The organism is Amycolatopsis sp. NPDC104819 (assembly GCF_055583145.1).
This window is the reverse complement of record NZ_JBVJON010000007.1, coordinates 422,394-444,889: the sequence shown is the minus strand read 5'-3', so window position 1 is coordinate 444,889 and position 22,496 is coordinate 422,394. Positions and strand designations below refer to the sequence as shown.

The 22,496-nt window shown below is 73.0% G+C and carries 20 protein-coding genes and 1 pseudogene; 16 read left to right on the top strand and 5 right to left on the bottom strand.

The window, feature by feature from the left end:
- The first annotated feature begins 81 nt into the window (after positions 1-81).
- On the top strand, positions 82-711 hold the full coding sequence (locus ACZ63E_RS24465; protein ID WP_465338424.1) for a thioesterase II family protein: 630 nt from the start codon (positions 82-84) through the stop codon (positions 709-711).
- On the opposite strand, the gene ACZ63E_RS24460 is transcribed toward ACZ63E_RS24465, so the two are convergent.
- On the bottom strand, positions 645-842 hold the full coding sequence (locus ACZ63E_RS24460) for a hypothetical protein (RefSeq protein WP_465311578.1): 198 nt from the start codon (positions 840-842) through the stop codon (positions 645-647). The genes ACZ63E_RS24465 and ACZ63E_RS24460 overlap by 67 nt on opposite strands.
- A 158-nt stretch (positions 843-1,000) precedes the next feature.
- Here ACZ63E_RS24460 and ACZ63E_RS24455 point away from each other — a divergent pair, with 158 nt between their 5' ends.
- The 4 genes and pseudogenes from ACZ63E_RS24455 to ACZ63E_RS24440 all read left to right on the top strand — a co-directional run bounded on the left by ACZ63E_RS24455 (position 1,001) and on the right by ACZ63E_RS24440 (position 3,912).
- Complete coding sequence (locus ACZ63E_RS24455; RefSeq protein WP_465338423.1) at positions 1,001-1,969, top strand: methyltransferase; 969 nt, start codon at positions 1,001-1,003, stop codon at positions 1,967-1,969.
- Positions 1,970-1,988: 19 nt separating this feature from the next.
- Positions 1,989-3,164, top strand: a pseudogene (locus ACZ63E_RS24450) (MFS transporter).
- 124 nt (positions 3,165-3,288) lie between these two features.
- Complete coding sequence (locus tag ACZ63E_RS24445) at positions 3,289-3,630, top strand: hypothetical protein (RefSeq protein ID WP_465338422.1); 342 nt, start codon at positions 3,289-3,291, stop codon at positions 3,628-3,630.
- A 12-nt stretch (positions 3,631-3,642) separates the two neighbouring features.
- Positions 3,643-3,912 (top strand): SH3 domain-containing protein, encoded by a 270-nt coding sequence (locus ACZ63E_RS24440; protein ID WP_465338421.1) that lies wholly within the window; start codon positions 3,643-3,645, stop codon positions 3,910-3,912.
- Positions 3,913-3,946: 34 nt separating this feature from the next.
- On the opposite strand, the gene ACZ63E_RS24435 is transcribed toward ACZ63E_RS24440, so the two are convergent.
- Positions 3,947-4,867, bottom strand: a complete 921-nt coding sequence (locus tag ACZ63E_RS24435) for a Kelch repeat-containing protein (protein WP_465338420.1) — start codon at positions 4,865-4,867, stop codon at positions 3,947-3,949.
- A gap of 389 nt (positions 4,868-5,256) precedes the next feature.
- On the opposite strand from ACZ63E_RS24435, the gene ACZ63E_RS24430 reads away from it, so the two are divergent.
- From ACZ63E_RS24430 to ACZ63E_RS24390, 9 genes are all read left to right on the top strand, one after another.
- On the top strand, positions 5,257-6,237 hold the full coding sequence (locus ACZ63E_RS24430) for an ABC transporter substrate-binding protein (RefSeq protein ID WP_465338419.1): 981 nt from the start codon (positions 5,257-5,259) through the stop codon (positions 6,235-6,237).
- Positions 6,238-6,452: 215 nt separating this feature from the next.
- Entirely contained in the window at positions 6,453-7,262 is an 810-nt protein-coding gene (locus tag ACZ63E_RS24425) for an ABC transporter ATP-binding protein (RefSeq protein ID WP_465338418.1), read from the top strand.
- The gene (locus ACZ63E_RS24420; RefSeq protein WP_465311571.1) at positions 7,255-7,962 is read left to right on the top strand and encodes an ABC transporter ATP-binding protein; all 708 of its coding nucleotides are present in this window, start codon (positions 7,255-7,257) and stop codon (positions 7,960-7,962) included. Before ACZ63E_RS24425 ends, ACZ63E_RS24420 begins: the two co-directional genes overlap by 8 nt.
- Positions 7,963-7,990: 28 nt before the next feature.
- Entirely contained in the window at positions 7,991-8,842 is an 852-nt protein-coding gene (locus tag ACZ63E_RS24415) for a branched-chain amino acid ABC transporter permease (protein ID WP_465338417.1), read from the top strand.
- Positions 8,839-9,909: a branched-chain amino acid ABC transporter permease gene (locus ACZ63E_RS24410; RefSeq protein ID WP_465338416.1), complete on the top strand. Its 1,071-nt coding sequence runs from the start codon at positions 8,839-8,841 to the stop codon at positions 9,907-9,909. The genes ACZ63E_RS24415 and ACZ63E_RS24410 overlap by 4 nt, the downstream gene beginning before the upstream one ends.
- A complete protein-coding gene (locus ACZ63E_RS24405; RefSeq protein WP_465338415.1) occupies positions 9,896-11,209 on the top strand; it encodes an ABC transporter substrate-binding protein in 1,314 nt (437 codons plus the stop codon). Before ACZ63E_RS24410 ends, ACZ63E_RS24405 begins: the two co-directional genes overlap by 14 nt.
- A 61-nt stretch (positions 11,210-11,270) precedes the next feature.
- Positions 11,271-11,837 carry a TetR/AcrR family transcriptional regulator gene (locus tag ACZ63E_RS24400; RefSeq protein ID WP_465311567.1) on the top strand — a complete coding sequence of 189 codons (567 nt, stop codon included), beginning with the start codon at positions 11,271-11,273 and terminating at the stop codon, positions 11,835-11,837.
- Positions 11,838-11,858: 21 nt separating this feature from the next.
- Positions 11,859-12,899, top strand: a complete 1,041-nt coding sequence (locus ACZ63E_RS24395; protein ID WP_465338414.1) for a GlxA family transcriptional regulator — start codon at positions 11,859-11,861, stop codon at positions 12,897-12,899.
- Positions 12,900-12,942: 43 nt separating this feature from the next.
- Entirely contained in the window at positions 12,943-14,037 is a 1,095-nt protein-coding gene (locus tag ACZ63E_RS24390; RefSeq protein WP_465338413.1) for a Cmx/CmrA family chloramphenicol efflux MFS transporter, read from the top strand.
- Between the two features lie 239 nt (positions 14,038-14,276).
- On the opposite strand, the gene ACZ63E_RS24385 is transcribed toward ACZ63E_RS24390, so the two are convergent.
- Complete coding sequence (locus ACZ63E_RS24385) at positions 14,277-14,930, bottom strand: response regulator (protein ID WP_465338412.1); 654 nt, start codon at positions 14,928-14,930, stop codon at positions 14,277-14,279.
- Positions 14,918-16,117, bottom strand: a complete 1,200-nt coding sequence (locus ACZ63E_RS24380) for a sensor histidine kinase (RefSeq protein WP_465338411.1) — start codon at positions 16,115-16,117, stop codon at positions 14,918-14,920. The genes ACZ63E_RS24385 and ACZ63E_RS24380 overlap by 13 nt, the downstream gene beginning before the upstream one ends.
- A gap of 125 nt (positions 16,118-16,242) precedes the next feature.
- Between ACZ63E_RS24380 and ACZ63E_RS24375 the strand changes: the two genes are divergently transcribed.
- Together ACZ63E_RS24375 and ACZ63E_RS24370 are read left to right on the top strand one after the other, a co-directional pair.
- Positions 16,243-16,977, top strand: coding sequence for an ABC transporter ATP-binding protein (locus ACZ63E_RS24375; protein WP_465338410.1), 735 nt, complete (start codon positions 16,243-16,245; stop codon positions 16,975-16,977).
- Positions 16,971-19,505, top strand: coding sequence for an ABC transporter permease (locus ACZ63E_RS24370; protein WP_465338409.1), 2,535 nt, complete (start codon positions 16,971-16,973; stop codon positions 19,503-19,505). The genes ACZ63E_RS24375 and ACZ63E_RS24370 overlap by 7 nt, the downstream gene beginning before the upstream one ends.
- Positions 19,506-19,588: 83 nt before the next feature.
- Here the strand turns inward: ACZ63E_RS24370 and ACZ63E_RS24365 are convergent, their stop codons facing one another.
- Complete coding sequence (locus ACZ63E_RS24365) at positions 19,589-22,438, bottom strand: AfsR/SARP family transcriptional regulator (protein ID WP_465338408.1); 2,850 nt, start codon at positions 22,436-22,438, stop codon at positions 19,589-19,591.
- Between the last annotated feature and the right edge of the window lie 58 nt (positions 22,439-22,496).

Genomic DNA, 22,496 nt, shown 5'->3' with positions numbered 1-22,496 from the left:
GCCCCCAGAAGGCGGACCGAAGCGGAACGGAAGTGCCGTGGTCGACCCTAATGCCGGGCTGGGAGGAATTGGAGGCCGCCGGTGGAGACCGCTGACCCGGATCGCACGCTGTTCGTCTGCTTCCCGGACGTCGGCGAGGCGGCCGGCCGCTATCGCGCGTGGCGCGATCCGCGGATCGCGGTGCACGTCGTCGAGTTGCCCGGCCGGGGGGAACGGCGGGACGAGCACCCGTACCGCGACATGTGGCTGCTGGTCGAGTCACTGGTGGGGGAGCTGGCGGGGGAGCTCGCCCGGCCGCACGTGCTGTTCGGCGCCGGGCTCGGCGCGCTGGTCGCCTACCGGCTGGCGCAACGACGGGTTTCCGCGGGACTGGGGGTCTCGCGGGCACTCGTCGTGGCGCACCAGGCGCCACCGGCCCGGGCGGCACGGGCGGTGCCGGCCCGGGCGGAGCGTGCCGACGTCAGCCTGCAGGCGAGCGACGCGCACCTGCCGGTGGCGCCGCCGCTGCCGTGCCCGATCCGCGGGTTCGGCGAGCCGCACGTGATGGCCGGCTGGGGTGAGCACACCAGCGCGGGGTTCGTGCTCACCCCGGCCCGGGCGCAGGACAGCGCCGCCCTGTTGCGCGACGCGGTCCTGCGCGCGGCCTACCTGATCTCGGCGCTCGCCGTGCCGGCGCCGGGCGGGGCCGGCTTGGGCACGTCGCCGATGTAGGGGCCGCTCCCGACTCCGCCCACCGGCGAGGGGTCGGTGGGCGGACCCCCGGCCGCCGCCGCGGCGGGGGCGAAGACGACGATCCCCAGCAGGGCCGTGCCGATGACGGCCTGGATTGCACCGGCTCTCATGAGCTCTCCTCTTGCGTTCGGTTACCACCGACTTTGCCCGAACCGGCTTCCAAAGTGCTTCCCCTTGCTGCTGGTGCCCGCGTGGTCACGCACTGTCCCTTGTGGAGCCCGGCTTTTCTCGCGGGACAACGGGTCCGCGCCGCTGCCATGATCGGCCCATGGGGAACGACATCCTTCGGCTGGCCTCACTGGCGACACCCATGGCGATCCGGGTGGCGGTGACGCTGCGCCTGCCGGACCGGCTGCGCGCCACGAGCGCCACCGCCGACGACCTCGCGGCCGAGCTCGGTGTCGCGCCGGTTCCGCTCGGGCTGCTGCTGGGGCACCTCACGACCCTGGGCTTCTTGGAGCACACCTCCGGCGGTTACCGCACCACCGAGTACGGCGCCGAGCTCTGCGGTGACGGCTTCACGAACCTCCTCCTGCGCCTGGACACCGCGGGCGGGCGCGCCGAGCTGGCGTTCGTCGAGCTCCTGCACAGCGTCACCACCGGCGAAGGCGGTTACGCGCGCCGGTACGGGCAGGACTTCTGGGCCGACCTCGCCGCGCACCCGCCGCTGCGCGAGTCGTTCGACCGGCAGATGGAGCTGCGCTTCCGCGACCAGGTGCCGGGCATCGTCGCCGGACACGACTGGGCGCGGTTCCCCACGCTCGTCGACGTCGGCGGTGGCACCGGGGAGCTGCTGGCCGCGATCCTCACCGCCTGCCCGGGGACGCGGGGCACGCTGGTCGACCTCGCGCCGGCCGCGGCCGGGGCCGCGCGCACCCTCGAAGCGTTCGGCGACCGGGCCGAAGCCGTCGCGGGCAGCTTCTTCGACCCGCTGCCGCCGGGGGCGGACGCCTACCTGCTGAGCGACATCCTGCACGACTGGGACGACGAGCACGCCCACCGGATCCTGGCCCGCTGCGTCGAAGCCGCGGCGCCGGGCGGGCGGGTCCTGGTCGTCGAGCCGGTCGGGGGCCGGCGGGCGGACACCGGGTCGGACCTGGCGATGCTGGTGATCTTCGGCGGCCGCGAGCGCGGGGTCGGGGAGTTCCGCGCGCTGGCCGCGGCGCACGGGCTGGCGCTCGACGCGGTCGTGGACCTGGCAGCCGACCGGTGCCTGCTGGAGTTCAGAATTATATAAGCGCTGTTATGGTTTCGCCGTGGCTCTGACCCGTGCTCTTGTCGACCTGACACCGCTGCGGACGTCGCCGGCGTTCCGGCGGCTCTGGCTGGGCCGGGTCTTCTCCGGTTTCGGCGCCCAGATGACGCTGGTCGCGGTGATGTTCCAGGTCTGGGAGCAGACCCGCAGCCCGGTCTGGACCGGCGCGGTCGGGCTCGCGCAGGCGGCGCCGGTGGTGGTGTTCGGGCTGTTCGCCGGGTCGCTGGTGGACCGCGTCGACCGGCGGAAGTTCGCCCTCGTCACCACGACGGGCCAGGCGGTCTGCGCGGTTTTCCTGGTCGTGCAGGGGTTTCTGGGCGACGTCCCGGTCCTGGCCGTGCTGGGGCTGGTGGCCGCGCAGTCGTGTTTTGTCGCGGGTGGCGGCCCGGCCGCGCGCACGTTCGTCCCGCGGCTGCTGCCGCCGGCGCAGCTGCCCGCCGGGCTGGCGGTGAACCGGATCGCGTTCCAGGGCGCGATGCTGCTCGGCCCGGCCCTCGGCGGCCTGGTGCTCGGCCGGTTCGGTGTCGGCGGGTTGCCGATCCGGCCAAAAGCAGGCCGGCCTTCGAGCGGTACGTAACCGTTGCCACGAAATCATCCGGCCGTGGCTGTGGTCGGATCGGCAACGAACGGCAGAGTTACCTCGTGGACGCACTGACGTTCGGCATGGCGTTCTACGGCGTCCTGGGCCTCCCGCCGATGCGCCCCGACGGCGAGCCGTCGCGGCCCGGCGTGCGCGGGGTGCTCGACGGGTTGGCGTTCCTGGTCCGGACCCGGTCGTCCGCGGCGCGCTGCTGACGGACCTGGCCGCGGGTCGATCCTGTGGGGTGTTTCGCTGACCGGGTTCGGCTTGGCGCCGGATCCGTGGCTGGGCCTGGCGTGCCTGGTGCTGGCGGGAGCGGCGGACACGGTGTCGGTCGTTTCGCGCGGCGCGCTGGTGCAGCTCACCACCCCGGACGCGCTGCTGGGGCGGGTCGCGGCGGCGGAGCAGATCGTGGGCAAGGCGGGCCCGGACGTCGGCAACCTGCGGGGCGGGCTCGTGGCGGGGGTGACCTCGGGCGGGTTCGCGCTCGTCAGCGGGGGACTGCTGTGCGTGGTGGCGGTGGTGCTGGTCGGTGCGGGAACACCGGGCCTGCGCCGGTTCGTCACGCCGTCCGAAGCCGCCGGGAAGATCACCTGAGCGGGGGCGGGTGCACGGGCAGACCCGAAGTGTGCACGCCCGGTCATCCCGTGGGCTTCCGCCCGAACGGCGGAATCGGTAGTTCTTTTCCGTACGGCACAACAGCCGTCCGGAAAGGACCAAAATGTTGTTCACCACGGTGAAACGCGCGTGCGCGGTGGCCCTGCTGGCCGTCGCGGCGGGTGGCCTCGCGGTCGCGCCCGCCGAAGCGACCGTCCAAAGTGGAAGCGGCACCATCGGCGACCCGTGGGTGCCGACGCGCGCCGCGCACATCACCTGCGCCAGCGCCACGCTCTTCGGCAACTACACCCCCGGCCAGGGTCACTCCGACCCGATCGCGACGCTCGTGCAGGGCAACTACATCGGCGTCCGCTACATCACCTCGGACCAGAACTCGGCCGACGTCTTCTGGCACGGCACGAGCAAGTGGGGCTTCCTGCTCCGCAGCTGTTTCTCCCTCGACTGACCAGGAGCTCCCATGACCACCGCACGCATCACGGCGGCCGCGGCCCTCGCGGCCGCCGTTGCGCTCACCTTCGCCCCGGCCGCTTCGGCGGGCACCGTGCACGAAATCTGCGCCCAGGACCTCTACGTCCGGACGCAGCCGGCCGGCGTCATCATCGGCACCCTCTACCGCGGTGACCACTTCGAGCTGTCGCGGTACTCGCCCAGCGGCGACTGGGCCGAGGGGTACGCGATGGGGCACGTGAACCAGCGGGGCTGGATCCAGGCCGGCTGGTTCTGCTGACCGCCGGGGGCCGTCGCCGCCGGGCGGCGGCCCCTCACGGGATCTTCAGCGAAAGCACGTCGGGCACGGTGATCAGCCGGCCGAAGAGCCCCGCGCCGCCGCCGATCGCGAGCACCCGGTTCGCCGACCGCGGCGCGCAGACGAGCGAAGGCCGGCCCTGCGGCAGCAGACCGCTCAGCAGCCGCCACTCCCGCGTGGCCAGGTCGTAGACCTCCGTCGTCCGGTCCCCGGTGGTCGCGTCCCGGCCCGGCACGGGACCACCTCCGGCCACCACGATCCGGGTCCGGCCGTCCCCGGTCAGCACGGCCGCGCCCGGGAGCCCCCGCCGTTTGTGCATCGGCGGCACGGTTTCCCACGTGTCCGACGCCGGGTCGTACCGCTCCACGGAGTCGAGCGCGTCCTGCCGCCGGCCGGGCAGGCCGCCGAGCGCGTAGAGGTGTTCTCCCGCGGCGACCAGCCGGAAGCGGGCCCGCGGTGTGCGCATCGGGGCCACCGGACCCCAGTGTGGGCGCGGATCTTCCGGGTCGAGCACGAGCACCGCGTCCGTGGCGTCTGTGCCGTCTTCGGCAAAACCGCCTGCCACGTAGACCTTCCCGGCGAACCCGGCGCCCGCGGCCGAGTCCAGCGGGCCGGGCAGCGGCGGGCCCGCGGCCCACTGGTCGCCGGCCGGGTCGTAGACCTCCACGACGTCCGTGGTCCGGTCGTCGGCGGTGCGGCCGCCCGCGGTGTGGACCAGTCCGCCGGCGACACCCACCGCGTGGCCCGCCCGCGCCGTCGGCATCGGGCGCACGAAGCGCCATTCCCCGTCGCCCGCCACCCGGCGGGTCTCCACCGAGCCGAAGCCCCCGGCCCCCTCGGCGCCGCCGAAGACGAAGATGGCGCCCCCGGCGGTCGCGGCTTCGTGGCCGGACCGCCGCGCGAGCATCGGCGGCCGGTACTTCCAGGATTCGGTCATCTTCCCACCCTTTTTGCGCCAGAGTCTCCGGTCCGCCCGGGTTCGTTACGGCTGATCCACTTTTCACAATTGGCCGCGGTGCGAGCGATCGGTTTTGTGATCGCTTGGTACCGGTGGCACGTCGCTGCGCTCATCCGCCGTAGTGGGTTCGGCCGGATGGCGGCTGACGATCACGCTGTGTGCCGGTTTCTCGTGGGTTTCTTTCCCTTGGTGAGCACGGTCCTGTGTGTGCTTACCTGCTTTCCGTCCGTCACTCCTTCCCTCGAACGAGGGCTTGCGCATTTCTCGGCAACGTAATTGCGGACCCGGAAATCGTCATCTACAGTCCGGCGAACCATGGCTCGTCGAGCCGGATTCCGTGCTCTCAAGATTCTTTTGCAAGGAGTGGCATGCCCCCACGCGCCACGACACGACGGCTCGCCGTGCTCGCACTCGTGCTCACCCTGCTGGCCGCCGGATGCAGCCAGCTGAGCGGGTCGGGCAGCGGCGGCGCCGTCGAAAAGCCGTCGATCAAGGTCGCCATCTTCGCCGCGGTGGACCTCGCCAGCCTGTGGCTGGCCCAGGAAGGCGGCTACTTCAAGGCCGAGGGGCTCGACGTCCAAACCGACATGGGCGCCAGCGGCCAGGACGCGCTGAACCGGATGGCCGGCGGCCAGGACGATCTCGCGCTGTCCACCTACACCCTGTTCTTCCTGGCCAAGAGCAGCGGCACCGCGGACCTCCGGCTGATCGCCGACGCGACGTCGGCCAGCCCGCGCAGCAACGAGATCGTCACCGTGCCGAACTCGCCGGTGAAGACCGTGAACGACCTGGGCGGCAAGCGGATCGCCATCAGCTCGAAGAACGCGGCCTCCGACGTGCTGACCCGGTCCGTGATGCGCGACCACGGGGTCGACGCCACCAAGGTGCAGTGGGTCCCGATGCCGCTGCCGGAGATGGGGTCCGCGCTGGCGCAGGGCCGGGTCGACGCCGCCTACCAGCCGGAACCGTTCCTCACGCAGTCCGCCAAGACGGCCGGCGCCTTCCCGGTCATCGACGCCGCCAGCGGCAGCACGGAGGGCTTCCCGCTCACCGGCTTCGGCGCCACGGCCAAGTGGGTCCAGGACAACCCGAAGACGATGCGCGCGTTCCAGCGCGCGATGCTCAACGCCACGCGCGCCGCGGTGGACCGGGCCCGGATCGAGCCGCTCGTCGTCCGCAACGCCAAGGTGGACCAGGACATCGCGAGCCTGATGGTGATGCCGGCCTTCGGGTCCACCCTGGACGCCCGCCGCATCCAGCGGGTGCCGGACCTGTTGCAGCAGCTGGGTGTCGTCCAGACGAAGCTCGACGCCTCCTCGATGCTCGCGCCGCAGGCCGGCACGGGCTGACCGGGAGCCGGACGGCGAAGGGCGGGTGCGCGAACCAGCGCACCCGCCCTTCGCCATTTGTGGCGTAAGGACTTCCCCCGGCGGGCTCGCTTCCCGAAATTTTCGGACCGCTCGCCGAGATCCCGTCGCACCTTGACACGACCGGCGTCGCGCCCCACCCTCTTCATACCGACCGCGCGGTACGGGCTGGTCCACCTGGTGAGACAGGAGCGTCGATGACGACACGGCTTGGCGAGGCACTGCCCGGCGAGGACCTGCTCGTGGTCGATGGCCTCACCGTGCGCTTCGGCGGCCTCACCGCGCTGCACGACGTCCGGCTGAGCGTCGCCGCGGGCACGGTCGTCGGGGTCATCGGGCCCAACGGCGCCGGCAAGACCACGCTGTTCAACGTCGTCTGCGGCTTCGTCCGGCCGCAGTCCGGCCGCGTGCTGTGGCGCGGGGAACCGCTGGTCCGGCACCGTCCCGAGCACCTCGCCGGGCTCGGCATCGTTCGGACGCTGCAAGGGCTCGGCCTCTTCGCCGGGCTGACCGTGCTCGAGAACGTGATGGCCGGCGCGGGCCGGCACGCCCGGACCGGCCTGCTCCCGGCGCTCGTCGGCGCGGGCCGCTCGGCGCGCGACGAAGGCGACCTGGCGGCCCGTGCCCGGGAGACGCTCGGTGAGCTGGGGATCGCCGACCTCGCCGGCCGGCTGCCCGGGGTTCTGCCTTACGGGGTGCGCAAACGCGTCGCCCTCGCCCGCGCGCTGGTGGCCGAGCCCGACCTGCTGCTGCTCGACGAACCCGCGAGCGGGCTCTCGGCCGCGGAACTCGTCGAGCTTGCGACGCTGATCCTTTCGCTGCGCCGGCACATGGCGGTCGTGCTCGTCGAGCACCACATGGACCTGGTCATGCAGGTCTGCGACCGCGTGGTGGTGCTCAACTTCGGCGAGGTGATCGCCGAGGGCACGCCGGCCGAGATCCAGGCCGACCCCCGCGTGGCCGAGGCCTACCTCGGTGACCCCGCCGAGGAGGCGCCCGGTGCTTGAGATCAGCGAGCTTTCCGTGGCCTACGGCGCCGTCCGCGCGCTCGACGGCGTCGAGCTGAAGGTCGAGCGCGGCGGGATCACCGCGGTGCTCGGCGCGAACGGCGCCGGCAAGACGACGCTGCTGCGCACGATCAGCGGCCTGCAGCCGGCCCGCGGCGGCCGGATCACCTGGGACGGCACGGACCTGACCGGCCGCGCGCCGGACCGCATCGCCCGCGGCGGGGTCGCGCACGTGCCCGAGGGCGGCGGGGTGATCACCGAGCTGACCGTCGAGGAGAACCTCCGGCTGGGTGCGCTGTGGCGGCGCGACCGCGCCGACCGCGCGGCCGCCAAACGCGAGGTGTACGAGCTTTTCCCGCCGCTGGAAGAACGTTCGGCGAAACCCGCGTCGACGCTGTCCGGCGGTGAGCGGCAGATGCTGGCCATCGGCCGCGCCCTGATGAGCCGGCCCGAGCTGCTGCTGCTCGACGAGCCGTCGCTCGGCCTCGCGCCGCTGATCACCGCCCGGATCATGGCGATCCTGCGGGACCTGCGGACCTCGACCGGGCTCACCGTGGTGCTCGTCGAGCAGAACGCGCACAGCGCGCTGTCCATCGCGGACAACGGGTACGTCCTCGCGCTCGGCAGCGTGGTGGCCGTCGACACCGCGGCGGAGCTGCTGGCCGACGACGGCCTCCGCCACGCCTACCTCGGTTTCTGAACGTCTACTTGGAGGTGACGGGCCCGGTATGCAGGACTTCTTCGACCTGACCCTCGGCGGGATCTCCGCCGGCGCGGTGTACGCGGCGCTGGGGCTCGCGCTGGTCATCATCTACCGGGCCACGAGGGTGGTGAACTTCGCGCAGCCCGCCCTCGCCCTGATCTCGACGTACCTCGCGTACTCGGTGACGAAGGCGACCGGCAGCTACTGGCTCGGCTTCGCCGTCGCGATCGTCGCCGGGACGCTGCTGGGCGTCGCCACCGAACGGCTGCTGATCCGGCCGCTGCGGCACCGCTCGGAGCTGAGCTCGATCATCGTCACTCTGGGGCTTTTGCTGGTGCTGCAGGCAATCGCGGGCATGATCTGGTCCAACGAGCCGCTGGCCTTCCCGTACGCCTTCGACTTCGTCGGCCGGTTCTCCGCCAACGACCTGTTCGTCGTGCTGATCGTGCTCGCCATCGCCGCGCTCGTGCTGGTGGTGTTCAAGTACACGCCGCTGGGCCTGCGGATGCGCGCCGCCGCGTTCGCCCCGGACGTGGCGCGCACGCTCGGGGTGCGCGTCGGGCTGATGCTCACCGTCGGCTGGGGGCTCGCCGCGGCTGTCGGGTCGCTTGCCGGGCTGTTGGCGACGCCGCCGTTCCTCTTCCCGAACGTGCTGGACGGCGTGTTCGTCTACGCCCTGACCGCGGCCGTGCTCGGCGGGCTCGACAACCCGCTGGGCACCATCGTCGGCGGGTTCGTGCTCGGGATCGGACTGTCCTACGTGTCCGGCTACCTGGGACCGGAGATGGTGACGATCGCCGCGCTGGCGATCCTCGTCGTCGTGCTGATCGTGCGGCCGAGCGGGTTGTTCGGCCGCGCGAAGGTGAGGCGGGTATGACGGTGCGCACGAGTCTTCCGGAAACCCCGGTGAAGACGGTGGCGAAGAAGCGGACGCTGCCGCCGTTCGTCGTCCACGTCCTGTACGCGCTGGCCGCGTTCGCCGTCGTCGTGGTGCTGACCCTGGTCACCGACGAGTTCACCAACCTCCGGATCGCGACGATCGGCTACTACCTGGTCGCGGTGGCCGGGCTGACGCTGCTCACCGGTCTCACCGGCCAGGTTTCCCTCGGCCACGGCGCGTTCATGTTCATCGGCGCCTACACGGTCGCGCTGCTGGTGCGGCGGGTGCCGTCGTTCCCGCTGTGGGCCGACCTGCTGCTGGCCTCGGCGGCCGGCGGGCTCGCCGGGCTGCTGGCCGGGGCCGCCGCGGCCCGGTTGCGCGGGCCGTACCTCGCCGGGGCGACGCTCGCGCTGGCCGTCGGGCTGCCCGCGCTGACCCGCCGGTTCCAGGACTTCCTGGGCGGCAGCAACGGCCTGAGCTTCACCGTCCACAGCAGACCGTCCGGGGTGGCCGTTCCCGAGCTGCGCTGGCAGACCTGGGTCGTCTGGCTCAGCGTGCTCATCGCGCTGGTGCTGGTGCTGAACATCGTCCGCGGGCGGCTCGGCCGCGACTTCCGCGCCGTGCGGGACGACGAGGTCGCCGCGTCGCTGGGCGGGATCGCCGTCGGCCGCACGAAGATCCTCGCGTTCCTCATCAGCGCGGTCTGCGGTGGCCTGGCCGGTGGCCTGCAGGCGTTCCTGCTCGGCACGGCCGCCCCCGGCTCGTTCACGCCCGCGCTGTCGCTGAGCCTGCTGGCGGCCGTGGTGCTGGGCGGGCTCGGGTCCCTGTGGGGCGCGCTGTGGGGCGCGGTCGCGCTCGTGTACTTCCAGGCCTGGTCCGAGGACCTCGCCGACGTCCTGCACCTGAACACCGACGTGGCCAACAACCTCCCGCTCGCGGTGTACGGCGTGATCCTCATCGTCGTCGTGCTCGCCTTCCCCCGCGGCATCCAGGGCGGTTTCCACCGGCTGCGCGGACTTCTCCGTCGACCCGCCGAAAAGAAGGAGAACCATGGGAACCACTAGAACCGTCGCGGGAATCGCGGTGCTGGCGCTCGCGCTCAGCGCGTGCGGCGGTGCGGGGGAGAGCGACGGCGGTGGCCAGCAGGCCGCCGACTCGGCCGTCGGTGTCACGAAGGACTCCGTCGTGATCGGCACCCACCAGCCGCTCACCGGCCCGGCCGCGCCCGGGTACAGCAAGATCTCCGTCGGCGCCCGCGCGGTGTACCAGTCGATCAACGACGCCGGCGGGATCAACGGCCGCAAGATCGACTACAAGGTCGAGGACGACGGGTACAACCCGACCAAGACCGTCGAGGTTGTCAAGAAGCTCGTCCTGCAGGACAAGGTGTTCGCGATCGTCGGCGGCCTGGGCACGCCGACGCACTCGAAGGTTGTCGACTACCTGAACACCGAAGGCGTGCCGGACCTGCTGGTGTCTTCGGGCGCGCTCGCGTGGGACAACCCGCAGAAGGCGCCGATGACCTTCGGGTACCAGGTGGACTACACGCGTGAGGGCAAGATCCAGGGCAAGTACATCAAGGACACCTTCGCGGGCAAGAAGATCGGCTACTTCACGCAGAACGACGACGTCGGCCGCGACACCCAGGCCGGGCTCGACCAGTTCGTCAAGGACCAGACCGTCGCGCGGCAGGGCTACGACAGCGCGAACACCGACGTCACGCCGCAGCTGTCCGCGCTCAAGGCCGCGGGCGCCGAGGTCGTGGTGTGCGAGTGCATCCCGGCGTTCACCGCACTGTCGATCCTGGCCGCGGCGAAGATCGGATACAAACCGCAGTTCGTGGTCAGCAGCATCGGCGCGGACCCGGCGACGCTGTCCGGGCTGCTGCAGGACTTCGCCAAGCGCGGCGGGGCCAGCGTGTCGAGCGCGCAGCTGCTCAACGGCCTGATCGGCACCGGCTACCTGCCCGACGTCGCGCAGACGTCCGACCCGTGGGTCGCCTACTTCAAGGGCATCCACGACAAGTACATCCCGAAGGAGCCGCTCACCAACACGCTGTTCTACGGGATGGTGCAGGCGTACACGTTCGGCCAGGCGCTGAAGGCCGCCGGGCCGGACCCGACCCGCCAGAAGATCGTCGAGGCCATGAGCTCCGGGGCGTTGAAGGGCCCGGGTCTCACGCCGTTCGGGTTCTCGAAGGACTCGCACTCCGGGTACACCGGCGCGTACGTGTTCAAGATCAACCCGGACACCACGACGACGGTGATCCAGCCACCGTCGGTCACCGACCGGGGCACCGGGGCGATCACGCCGTACACCGGTGAACGCGCTACCCCGGACCAGGTGAATCTGCTGGGTAAGTAGATGGGAGGGCCGGTCCGTAGCGCCGTGCGGACCGGCCCGTCCGCTCACCTAGGGTGGTCTCATGAACGTGCGGGACAAGGTCGTGCGGGCGGCGGTGCGCCTGTTCGCGGAGAAGGGGTTCGAGGCGACCACGGTCCGTGAGATCGTCGAAGAGGCCGGCGTCACCAAGGGCGGGCTGTACCACTACTTCGAGTCGAAGGACGACCTGCTCTTCGAGATCTACACGGCGATGCTGCGGATGCAGACGCGCCGGATGACGACGATCGCCGAGTCGGACCTGCCGCTGCCGGAACGCCTGCACGCGATCATCGCCGACGTCGTCGTGACGAGCATCGCCGACCTCGACGCGGCGACGGTGTTCTTCCTCTCGTTCCCGCTGCTGGAGAAGTCCAAGCAGGTCCAGGTGCGGGCGGAGCGGCGCACGTACCACGAGCGCGTGCGCGGCCTGGTCGAGGAAGGGCAGCGGACCGGCGTCTTCCGCGCCGACGTCCCGGCCGACCTGGTGATCAACTACCACTACGGCGCGATCCACCGGCTCGGCATGTGGTACCACGCCGAGGGGGAGCTCTCGGGGGAGCAGGTGGGGGAGCACTTCGCGAACCTGATGCTGCGCAGCCTCCGTCCATAGTGGACGATCTATCGTGGGGGCATGCACATCGTGGCCGTCCTCGCGCTGGACACGGTCGTCCCGTTCGACCTGGCGACGCCCATCGAAGTCTTCTCGCGGACGCTCCTGGGCGGCTCGCCGGCCTACGAGGTCCGGATCTGCGGCACCGGGCGTGAGCTCGACGCCGGCGCGTTCACGCTGCGCCCGCCGTGGGACCTCAGTGGGCTCGAGGACGCCGACACGATCATCCTGCCCGGCCGCGCCGAGGACCCGCCGCCGGTGCCTCCGGACGTTCTGGCCGCGTTGCGGGCGGCCGCGGCCCGGGGCACCCGCATCGCGTCGATCTGCTCGGGCGCGTTCGTCCTGGCCGAGACCGGCCTGCTCGACGGCCGCCGCGCGACGACCCACTGGGCCGCGGCGGCCGAGCTGGCCCGCCGCCACCCGGCGGTGACGGTCGACCCGGACGTGCTCTACGTCGACGAAGGCCAGTTCCTGAGCTCGGCGGGCGCGGCGGCCGGCCTGGATCTGTGCCTGCACCTGATCCGCCGTGACCACGGCTCCGCGGTGGCGGCCGCGGCGGCCCGGCTGTCGGTGATGCCGTTGGAGCGCGAGGGCGGCCAGGCGCAGTTCATCGTCCACGACCCCCCGCCGACCCCGCGCGGCTCCGAGCTGGAGCCGGTGCTGCGGTGGCTCGAGGAGAACTGCGCGGCCGAGCTGACGCTGTCCGGCATCGCGGGACACGCGGGGATGAGCGCCCGCACGCTGAACCGCCGCTTCCGCGAGCAGACCGGGACCACGCCGCTGCAATGGCTGCTGCGGGCCCGGGTTCGGCGTGCGCAGCACCTGCTGGAGGCGACGGGCGACCCGGTGGACCGCATCGCGGGCGACGTCGGGTTCGGCTCGCCGACGGCGTTCCGGGAGCGGTTCAAGCGGGTGGTCGGCACCAGCCCGCAGGCCTACCGGGCGAGCTTCCGCGGCCGGGCCGGTACTGTCGGGGCATGTCGAGCCCCGAAGCGTCCAGGGCGGGGCTGCCGGTCACTCCGGCGGCCCGGTAACTCCCGCTTTCCCGGGCTTCCCGGGTGACCACGAAGTCGGCTGCCGATCTCGTGTTCCCTGGAGTCTCGCTGTGCCTTTTTCCGTGTACTTCCTCGCCCTGGCCGTGTTCGCCACGGGCACGTCCGAATTCATGCTCGCCGGGCTGGTGCCCGGCATCGCCGACAGCTTCGGCGTCTCCCTCGCGCAGGCGGGGTACCTGACGTCCGCCTTCGCCGTCGGCATGGTCGCCGGCGCGCCGCTGATGGCCGCGCTCGCGCGGGCGTGGCCGCGGCGGACCGCCCTGCTCGGTTTCTTGGCCGTCTTCGTCGTGATGCACGTCGTGGGCGGGGTGACGTCGTCGTTCGGCGTCCTGCTCGTGACGCGGCTGGTCGCCGCCGTCGCCAACGCGGGCTTCCTCGCCGTCGCGCTGACCGCCGCGGCCGGGCTCGTGCCGCCGGACCGGCAGGGCCGCGCGCTCGCCGTCCTGCTCGGCGGCACCACGGTGGCGTGTGTGGCCGGGGTCCCCGGTGGCGCGCTGCTCGGCTGGCGGGCGGCGTTCTGGGTGGTCGCCGCGCTGTGCCTGCCGGCCTTCGCCGGTGTCTGGCGGATCGCCGGCACGCCCGCGGCCACCGCGCCGGTGGACCTGCGTGCCGAGCTCGCCGAACTCCGTCCGCTGGCCGGGGTGCTCCTGCTGGGCGCGCTGGTCAACGCGGCGACGTTCGGCGTGTTCACCTACCTGGCGCCGGTGGCCGCCGGGGTCGCGCCGGTGCCGGTGGTGCTGGCCGCGTTCGGCGTCGGGTGCTTCGCCGGTGTCACGGCGGCGGGCCGGCTCGCCGACCGGTGGCCTTCGCGGGTCATCACGCTCGGCGGTGGGCTGCTCCTCGCGGGGTGGGTCGTCTTGGCCCTCACCGCGGAGGTGCCCGCGGCGCTGGTCGGCCTCGCGTTCACGCAGGGAGCGTTGTCGTTCCTGGTCGGCGGCACGGTGATCACGCGGATCCTGCACCTGGCCACCGGCGCCCCGACGATGGGCGGGTCCTACGCGACCGCGGCGTTGAACATCGGGGCGACGGCGGGGCCGCTGCTGGCGGGCGCGGTCCTCGGTGCGGGCCGCGCCGCGCCGATGTGGACCGCGGCGGTGCTGGTGCTGCTCGCGTTGACGGTTCAGGCCTTCCGGCGCCGGACGTAGTAGGTGACCAGTCCGGCGCCGGCGGCGAGCACCACACCGCCGGCGATCATCCGGATCGTGAAGTCGAGGCCGACGAGGGGCCGCCGGCGTTGACGGCGGCGCTGAGGACGAGGGCCAGCCAGAGGAGGACGGGCGTCGCGGTCCGGGCGGGGCGTTGGTGTTGGTCATGGCGGAAACGTTAGGAGCGCGCGGCGGGCGAAACGATGCCGCGCGCACCCGGATCGGGGGTGGTGCCGGCGCTACCCCGCGTCGCGGCCGAGGTAGGCGAGCACCGCCAGCACCCGGCGGTGCCCGCCCTCGTCGGACGGTAAGCCCAGCTTCGCGAAGATGTTCCGGATGTGCTTCAGCACCGCGCCGTCACTCACCACGAGCAGCTCGGCGATCGTGCCGTTGTTGTAGCCCTCGGCCATCAACGCCAGCACCTCGCGCTCCCGTGTGGTCAACGCCGCCAGCGGGTCGGCCGCGCGGCGGCGGGCCATCAGCCGGCCGATCACCTCGGGGTCCATCGCCGTGCCGCCCTTCGCGACCCGCTCGAGGGCGTCGAGGAACCGCTCGACCTTGCCGACCCGCTCCTTCAGCAGGTACCCGACCCCGCCGACGCCGTCCGCGAGGAGCTCGACCGCGTAGCTCGTCTCGACGTGGGCGGAGAGCACCAGCACCGGCAGGGCCGGGTGGATCTCGCGGGCCCGCACGGCCGCGCGCAGGCCCTCGTCCGTGTGCGTCGGCGGCATCCGGACGTCCATCACGACGGCGTCGGGGCGGTCGGTTTCGAGGTAGGCGAGGAAGTCCTCCGCGTTGTCGAACGCCGTGGGCACCTCGATGCCCGCCGTCTTCAGCAGCAGCGACAGGCCTTCGCGCAGCAAAGCGTCGTCTTCGGCGATCACGACCCGCATGGCAGCTCCACTTTCAGCACGGTCGGCCCACCGGGTGGGCTGGTCAGGGTGAGGGTTCCGTCGAAGGCCTCGGCGCGCCGCCGGATCCCGGCCAGGCCGCTGCCGCGGGACTCGTCGGCGCCGCCGCGGCCGTCGTCGCGGACCACCAGCCGCAGGACACCGGCGGTGCCGCCGAGCGTGATGTCCACCCGGGACGCGTCGGCGTGCTTGGTGACGTTGGCGAGCGTCTCGGCCACGACGAAGTACGCGGCGGCCTCGACCGCGGCCGGGCGGCCGGCTTCGTACTCGACGTCGACCACGACCGGCACCGGAGAGCGTTCACCGAGCGCGCGGACCGCGCCGGCCAGGCCGCGCTCGGTCAGCAGCGGCGGGTGGATGCTGCGGACGACCGTGCGCAGCTCGGCGAGCGCGTCGGTCGCGGTGTCCTGCGCCTTGACCAGCAGGTCGCGCACCGTCGCCGGGTCGCGGTCGTAGAGCTGTCCCGCGATGCCCAGCTGCAGCACGACCGCCGCGATCCGCGCCTGGGTGCCGTCGTGCAGGTCATGCTCGATGCGGCGCAGCTCGGCGCCGTGCGCTTCCAGCGCGGCCGCGCGCGTCGCGGTCAGTTCGGCGACGCGGTCGGCCAGGACGACCCCAGGAGCGGGGGCGAGCAGCCGTCGCGCGGTGCGGGCCTGCCAGCGCGCGAGCCGTGGCAGCAGCAACGTCAACGCGGCGTAGGCGGCGCCGATCAGCAGCGTCAGCCCGGCCCGCGGCCAGGAGTTCACGACGATCCCGACCGACCCCTCGAGCCCGCCGGGCACCGCCGGCCAGACGAACGCCGTGACGACCTGCTGAACCGCACCCAGCGGCAGTCCGATCGCCAAGGCGCCGAGGAACATCCCGGTCGCCGCGTGGATCGCGAGCCACGCGGCGTCGCGGCGGGTCGCCGGGTCCTTCAGCGGGGAGCCGTCCCGGTAGGGCTCGGGAACGAGCTCGCCGAGCCGGCGCGCGGCGCGGCGGCGGTCGATCCCGACGGGCCGGCGCGCCAGCCGGATCGCCGGGGCCAGCGACGGGATCCCGACGCCGAACGGGCACAGCAGCAGCACCGCGAACAGCCCGGCGAGGGCGAAGACCGACAGCAGCGAGGTGCCGGCGCCGGCCAGGAGGAACCGGGCCGCCGACCAGCACTCGCGCAGCCGGGTCGTCACGACGGGAGTGTCCCACCCCACCACCGTGGTGGTGCTGGCGCTACCCCCGATCCACCTCCCCACGGGATCGATCGGCGGCCGCCGCGAACCTAGTTTTCCCTTCAGGCACAACGAAGGGGACCAAGATGACCACAGCGTATGCGCTGGAGCTGGCCGAGGTGCGGAAGGTGTACGGCTCCGGCGACGGCGCCGTGACCGCGCTCGACGGCGTGTCGGCGGGTGTCGCGCGGGGGACGTTCACCGCCGTGATGGGGCCTTCCGGCTCCGGCAAGAGCACCTTCCTGCACTGCGCGGCCGGCCTGGACCGGCCGACGTCGGGGCGGGTGCTGCTCGGCGGCACCGAAATCGGCCGGCTGAAGGAAGGCGAGCTGACGCGGCTGCGGCGCACCCGGATCGGGTTCGTCTTCCAGGCCTACAACCTGCTGCCGTCGCTGAACGTGCTGCAGAACATCACCCTGCCGATGCGGCTGGCCGGCACCAAACCGGACCCGCGGTGGCTGCGGGAGATCGTCGAAGGTGTCGGGATCGCGAAGCGGCTCGAACACCGCCCGGCGGAGCTGTCCGGCGGGCAGCAGCAGCGCGTCGCGATCGCGCGGGCGCTCGTCACCCGCCCCGACGTCGTGCTCGCCGACGAGCCGACCGGCGCCCTCGACACCCGCACCGCGCGGCAGGTGCTGGACCTGCTCCGCGACGTCGTCGAGGGAATGGGGCAGACCGTCCTGATGGTGACCCACGACCCGGTCGCGGCCTCGGCGGCGCACGGGGTGCTGTTCCTGGCCGACGGCCGCCTGGCCGGGCACCTCGCGCACCCCACGCCCGAGCGGGTGGCGGAGCGCATGACACACCTCGGGGAGTGGTGACCGTGCTGACCCTGGCCTGGCAGGCGATCCGGACCCGGCTCGGCGGTTTCGCCGGCGCGTTCATCGCGATCCTGTGCGGCACCGCGCTGGTGGCGGCCTGCGGGATCCTCATGGAGTCCGGCCTGCGCGCCGGCGTCCCCACCGAGCGGTACGCCGGCGCGGCGGTCGTCGTCGGCGGCGAGCGGAGCGTGCAGCCGCCCGGCGCCGACGCGCTGTCCGCCGAGCAGGTGGCCGAAGAACCGCCGGTCCCGGCGGCGCTGGCCGGCCGGATCGCCGCGGTGCCCGGCGTCCGCGCCGCGGTGGCGGAGCAGAGCTTTCCCGCGCACGTCGTCACCGCCGACGGGCAGGTGCTCGGCCGGCCGTCGTCGCTGGGCCACAACTGGGACGCGGCCGTGCTGGCGCCGTTCCGGCTGAGCGCGGGCCGGGCGCCCGCGACGCCGGACGAAGTCGTGCTGGACGCCGCGGTGGCGAGCCAGGCCGGGGTCGGTGTCGGCGGGCAGGTGCGCGTCACCACCCGGTCGGCGCCGGTGGTGTTCCAGGTGAGCGGCGTGGTCGACAGCCTTTCGCGGCAGTCGGCGCTGTTCTTCACGCCGGAGCGCGCCGCGGACCTGGCCGGGCGGCCGGGCCAGGCGCACGCGATCGGCGTGCTGGCCGACCCGGGGGTGGCGCCGGACGCGCTGGCCGAGCGGGTGCGCGCGGCCGTGGACCACGTCGAGGTCAGCACCGGGGTCGAGCGCAGCAGCGTCGAGTTCCTCGACGTGAGCCAGACGCGGACGATGCTGCTGGCGATCGCCGGCTCGTTCGGCGGTTTTGCCTTGCTGGTGGCGGTTTTTGTGGTCGCGAGCACGCTGGCGCTGACGATCAACCAGCGCCGGCGGGAGTTCGCGCTGCTGCGTGCGGTCGCGGCGACGCCGAAGCAGATCCGCAAGCTCATCGGCATCGAGACGACGTTGGTGGCGCTGGCCGCCGGGGTGCTCGGCAGCGCGCTGGGGCTGGCGGTGGCGTCCGGGCTGCGCGACGCGTTCGCCGCGATCGGTGTCATCCCGGCGGACTTCGGGCTGGCGATCGGCCCGCTCCCGCTGGTCGCGGCGCTGCTGCTCGGCCTGGGCGCGGCCCGGCTGGCCGCGTGGGCGGCTTCGCGGCGGCCGTCGTCGATCCGGCCGGTGGAAGCGCTCGGGGAGGCGTCGGTGGAACGGCGTGCGCTCGGCCGCGTCCGGCTGGCCACCGGCTGGGGCCTGGTGCTGGCCGGGTTCGGTGGCGCGCTGGTGCCGCTGTTCGTGCACGGCCAGGTGGCGACCGCGATCTCGACGATGGCGACGCTGGTGGTCGTGATCGGGCTGGCGGTGGTGGGGCCGCAGGTGACCGGGCTGGTGGTGCGGGTGCTGGCGCCGGTGCTCGCGCGGGTCTGGCGGATCAGCGGCTACCTGGCGGGCGCGAACACACAGGCAAACACGCGGCGCGTCGCGGCGGCGGTGACCCCGCTGATGCTGGCGGTGGCGTTCGCACTGGCGACGTTCTACAGCCAGACGTCCAGCACGGCGGCCGCGGCGGAGCAGTCGGCGCGGTCGACGACGGCCGACTACGTGATCGGCGGCCCGGCCGGGGTCTCCCCGGAAGTGGCGTCATTGGTGGCCCGCGTGCCGGGCGTGGCGGCGGCGACGCCGGTGGTGCGGACGTCGGTGCTCACGGCGACCCCGATGGGCGACGACCTCGACGTCCAGCGGAAGCCGGCGCAGGGCCTGGCGGGCGACCAGGTCCGGGGCACGCTCGACCTGGGCGTCGACGCGGGCCGGCTGACGGACCTGACCGGCGAGACGGTGGCGCTGAGCCGTTCGGAAGCGAACTGGCTGGACAAGAAGATCGGCGACGAGGTCGAGTTCTACTTCAGCGACGGCGTCCCGGCGAAGCTGCGCCTGGTGGCGACGTACACGCACGACATGGCCTTCGGCGACTTCGTGCTGCCGGTTTCCCTGGCGCGCCAGCACATCGGCGGCCGCCCGGACGATTCGCTGCTGGTCCGCCGAGCCCTGGACGCGGACCCGGCGACGGTTTCCACGGCCGTGCGTTCGGTGCTGTACCCGGGGTTGACGCTCGCGCCCGCGGTGGTGGCGACGGCGTCGGACGGCAGTGAGGCCCAGTTCTACCTGAATCTGGTGGCGGTGGGCGTGATCGTCGGCTACCTGGCGATTTCGGTGGCCAACACGCTGGTCCTGACGACGGCGCAGCGGAGCCGCGAGTTCGCGTTGCTGCGGCTGGTGGGGACAACCCGCCGCCAGGTGACCCGCATGATGCGCCTGGAGGCGGTGGCGACGGTGGGGATCGCGGTCGTCGCGGGGACGCTGGTGGCGTTGGTGCCGCTGGGTTTGCTGAACGTGGGGCTGCGGGGGAGCCCGTTGCCGTCGGGGCCGTGGTCCGTCTATTTCGGAATCATCGGCGGAGCGGTGTTGCTGGGGATGGCGGCGATCGGGCTGTCGACGTCGGTGGCGTTGCGGGCCCGGCCGGTGGAGGCGATCGGGCTGCCGGAGTGAGGAACCGGGCGCCGTCCCCCTCGGCCGGCGCCCGGGGTCTCGGCACGCTAGCCCGGGCTGATGAAATCTCGATGAAACCGGACTCAGGGGTGGACCGCCGGCCACAGGCCGAGCCGGGTGAACTGCTCTCGGACGTGGTCGTGCACCGGGTCGTCGGGCTCCGTGACCAGGGCGATCGTCTGGCGGGACTCGTTCCACGCCTCCGCCTGCCGTCCCGTCGCCGCCAGGGAACGCACCAATGCCACCAGGGCGCGGACCACCCACCTGTGGTCGGTCGGCGACCGGGAGATCCCCAGCGCCTTGCGCGCGTTCAGCAGGACCTCCGTGTGCTCACCGGCGTCACACCCGGCCTCGCTCAGCTCGACCAGCGCCGTCAGCGTCTGGTGGTGGTCGGCCGGGTGCTGGTCGTGCAGGGTGACGGCTTCGGTGAGGAACCCGATCGCCTCGCCCGTCCGGCCCGACTGGCGGCTCAACAGACCGAGCTCCAGCGCCATGGCCGCGTGCCGCCGGTGGTCGCCCAGCTCCTCGTAAAGCATCTTCGCCTGGCTCAGGTGTTCCGCGGCCTCCTCGAGACGGCGGCCGCGCAGACGCAGGTGCGTGCCGAGCGCCCCGTGCGCCGCCGCGGACTGCGACGGCTCGTTCAAGCTGGCCTGGATCGCCAGCGCCTCGCGCAGGCACGACTCGGCGTGGGCCGGGTCTTCCGCGTGGCGGGCGAGCAGCAGGAGCACCTCCGACCGGTCGCGATGGTTGCCGGTGTTGCCGAAGATCGTGTCCGCCAGCCGCAGCGCCTCCTCGGTCTTGACGGGGTCGTCGTGGATCCGCGCCAACGCCGTCCAGGCCTGCCCTTCCGCGTCGAGGTTCCCGGCGGCCCGGGCCGCGAGCAGGACGGCTTCGGCGGTCTCACGCCACTCGGGACCGAGATGGGGCCGCAGCAACCGAAGCAAGGTCACCGCCCGGGACGAGGACGCGCCACGGCGGATCGCGGCCCGCAAACTCTCAGCTTCGTCGTCCAGAAACGCTTGGGCGGCCGCAAAGTCCGGCAGCCGTCCGGCCTGGGGCAGCTCGGCGGTGCGACGCAGCGCGGGTGCCAGCACCTCGGCGACGTCCGAGACCCGGGCGATGTACCAGTCGAGCAGCCGCTCTTCGGCCTCCCGCCGGACGTCGGGTGGGTCGTGGGCGAGCGCGAGCCGCGCCCCGGCCGCGCGCGTGAGGTCGTCGAGCACGAACCGGCCGTCGCGCCGGCCGACCAGGTAGAGCGCGCCGAGCCCAGCGAGCGCGCCGCGGGTCGTCTCCTCGTCGGCGCCGTCGAGCGCGCACACCGCGGGCAGCGTGAGGCCGGGCGAGCCGTGGAGCGCGAGCGACCGGAACAGGCGGGCGGCCGCCGGGCGGAGCGCGTGGTACGACCACATCAGCGACGTCAGGATCGTGCCCGACGCCAGCTCGCCGGCCAGCAGCAGCTCGGCCGGGCCGGGCAGCTCTTCACCGCCCGCAAGGAGTTCGGCGAGCGTGCGGATGGCCTGCGGGGTGCCGCCGGTGAGCGCGACGGCCGTCGCCGGATCGGGGAGCTCGGCCACGGAGTCGCGGAGCAGGCCGCCGAGCAGCTGCTCGGTCTCGGCCGCCCCGAAGCGGCCGACGTCCAGCCGGTACGCGCCGTGGCCGGTGACGAGGTCGCTGAGCCGGTACCGGCTGGTGACCACGACGACGCACTGCGCGCTGCCCGGCAGCAGCGGCACGACCTGCCCGGAATCCCGGGCGTTGTCGAGGAAGAACAGCATCCGGCGGTCGTCGAGGAGGGTGCGCAGCAGCGCGGTCCGGGCGCTCAGGCTCGCGGGCAACGCCGTCGCGGAGACGCCCAGCGCGTCGAGGAACTCCGCCAGCACGTCGGCGGGGTCGCGGGGCGCGCCGCTGCCGTACCCGGCGAGGTCCGCGTGCAGCTGGCCGTGGGGGAACTGCTCCCGGACGTGGTGCGCCCAGTGCAGGCCCAGCTCCGTCTTGCCGACCCCGGCCGGCCCGGTGACGGCGACGATGAGCGTCGACGGCGAGCCGCCGACCCGGGAGCGGAGGAACAGGTCGTCGAGGCGCACGAGGTCGGCGGAGCGGTCGACGAACTCGCTGACCGTCGAGGGCAGCTGCGCGGGCGGCAACGCGCGAAGGGCGGCCTGCGTGCGGTGCTCGTCGGCCGGCGCGAGCAGGTCCCGCGACTGCAGCAGCCGCCGGTGCAGCTCCTGCAGCTCCCGCGCGGGCCCGGTCCCGAACGAGCGGGCGGAGCGGTCGTAAACCTGTTTCCAGTAGGCGTCGAACTCTTCGTAGTGCCCGAGCCCGTCGAGCGCGGCGAGCCGCTGGGCGATGTACTGGGTGTCGAACTCGTGCTCGACCATGGCGACGTCGAGGATCTGCAGCACCTCACGGTGGTTGCCGCGTTCGAGCTCGACGGCGCACAGGGCCTGGTACCCGGCGACGCGGTCGTAGAGATCGAGGTCTTCGCGCTTCTGCTCCATCCAAACGGTGCCGAGATCCTCGACGGCGGGCCCCCGCCAGAGGTCCATGGCTTCCCGGAGGGCGGCCGCGGCGTCGTCGAGCCGGCCCGCCCGCCGCGCGGTGCCGCTGTCGCGGACGAGGGACTTGAAGCGCGCGTAGTCGAGCTCTTCGTCCTCGGGCAGGAACTCGTACCCGGCGCGCCGGGTGACGATCCGCGCGGAAACCCCGGAGTCCCGCAGCGACGCGCGCAGCCGGCTGACGTAGGCCTGGAGGTCCTTGCGGGCGTGCTCGGGCGGGTTGTCGTCCCAGAGCGCCTCGATGACGGTGCGGACGTGGACGACCTTGCCGTGGTGGAGCATGAGGACACCGAGCAGCGATCGCTCCTTCGCCCGCCCGAGCGTCGCCTTCCGGTCACCGAGCCGGAGCTCGACGGGCCCCAGGATCCGGAACTCCATCAGGTTTCCTCGTCCACCCCCGCTCCCCGCTGGCACCGTAACTCGCCGGCGGCGCGGT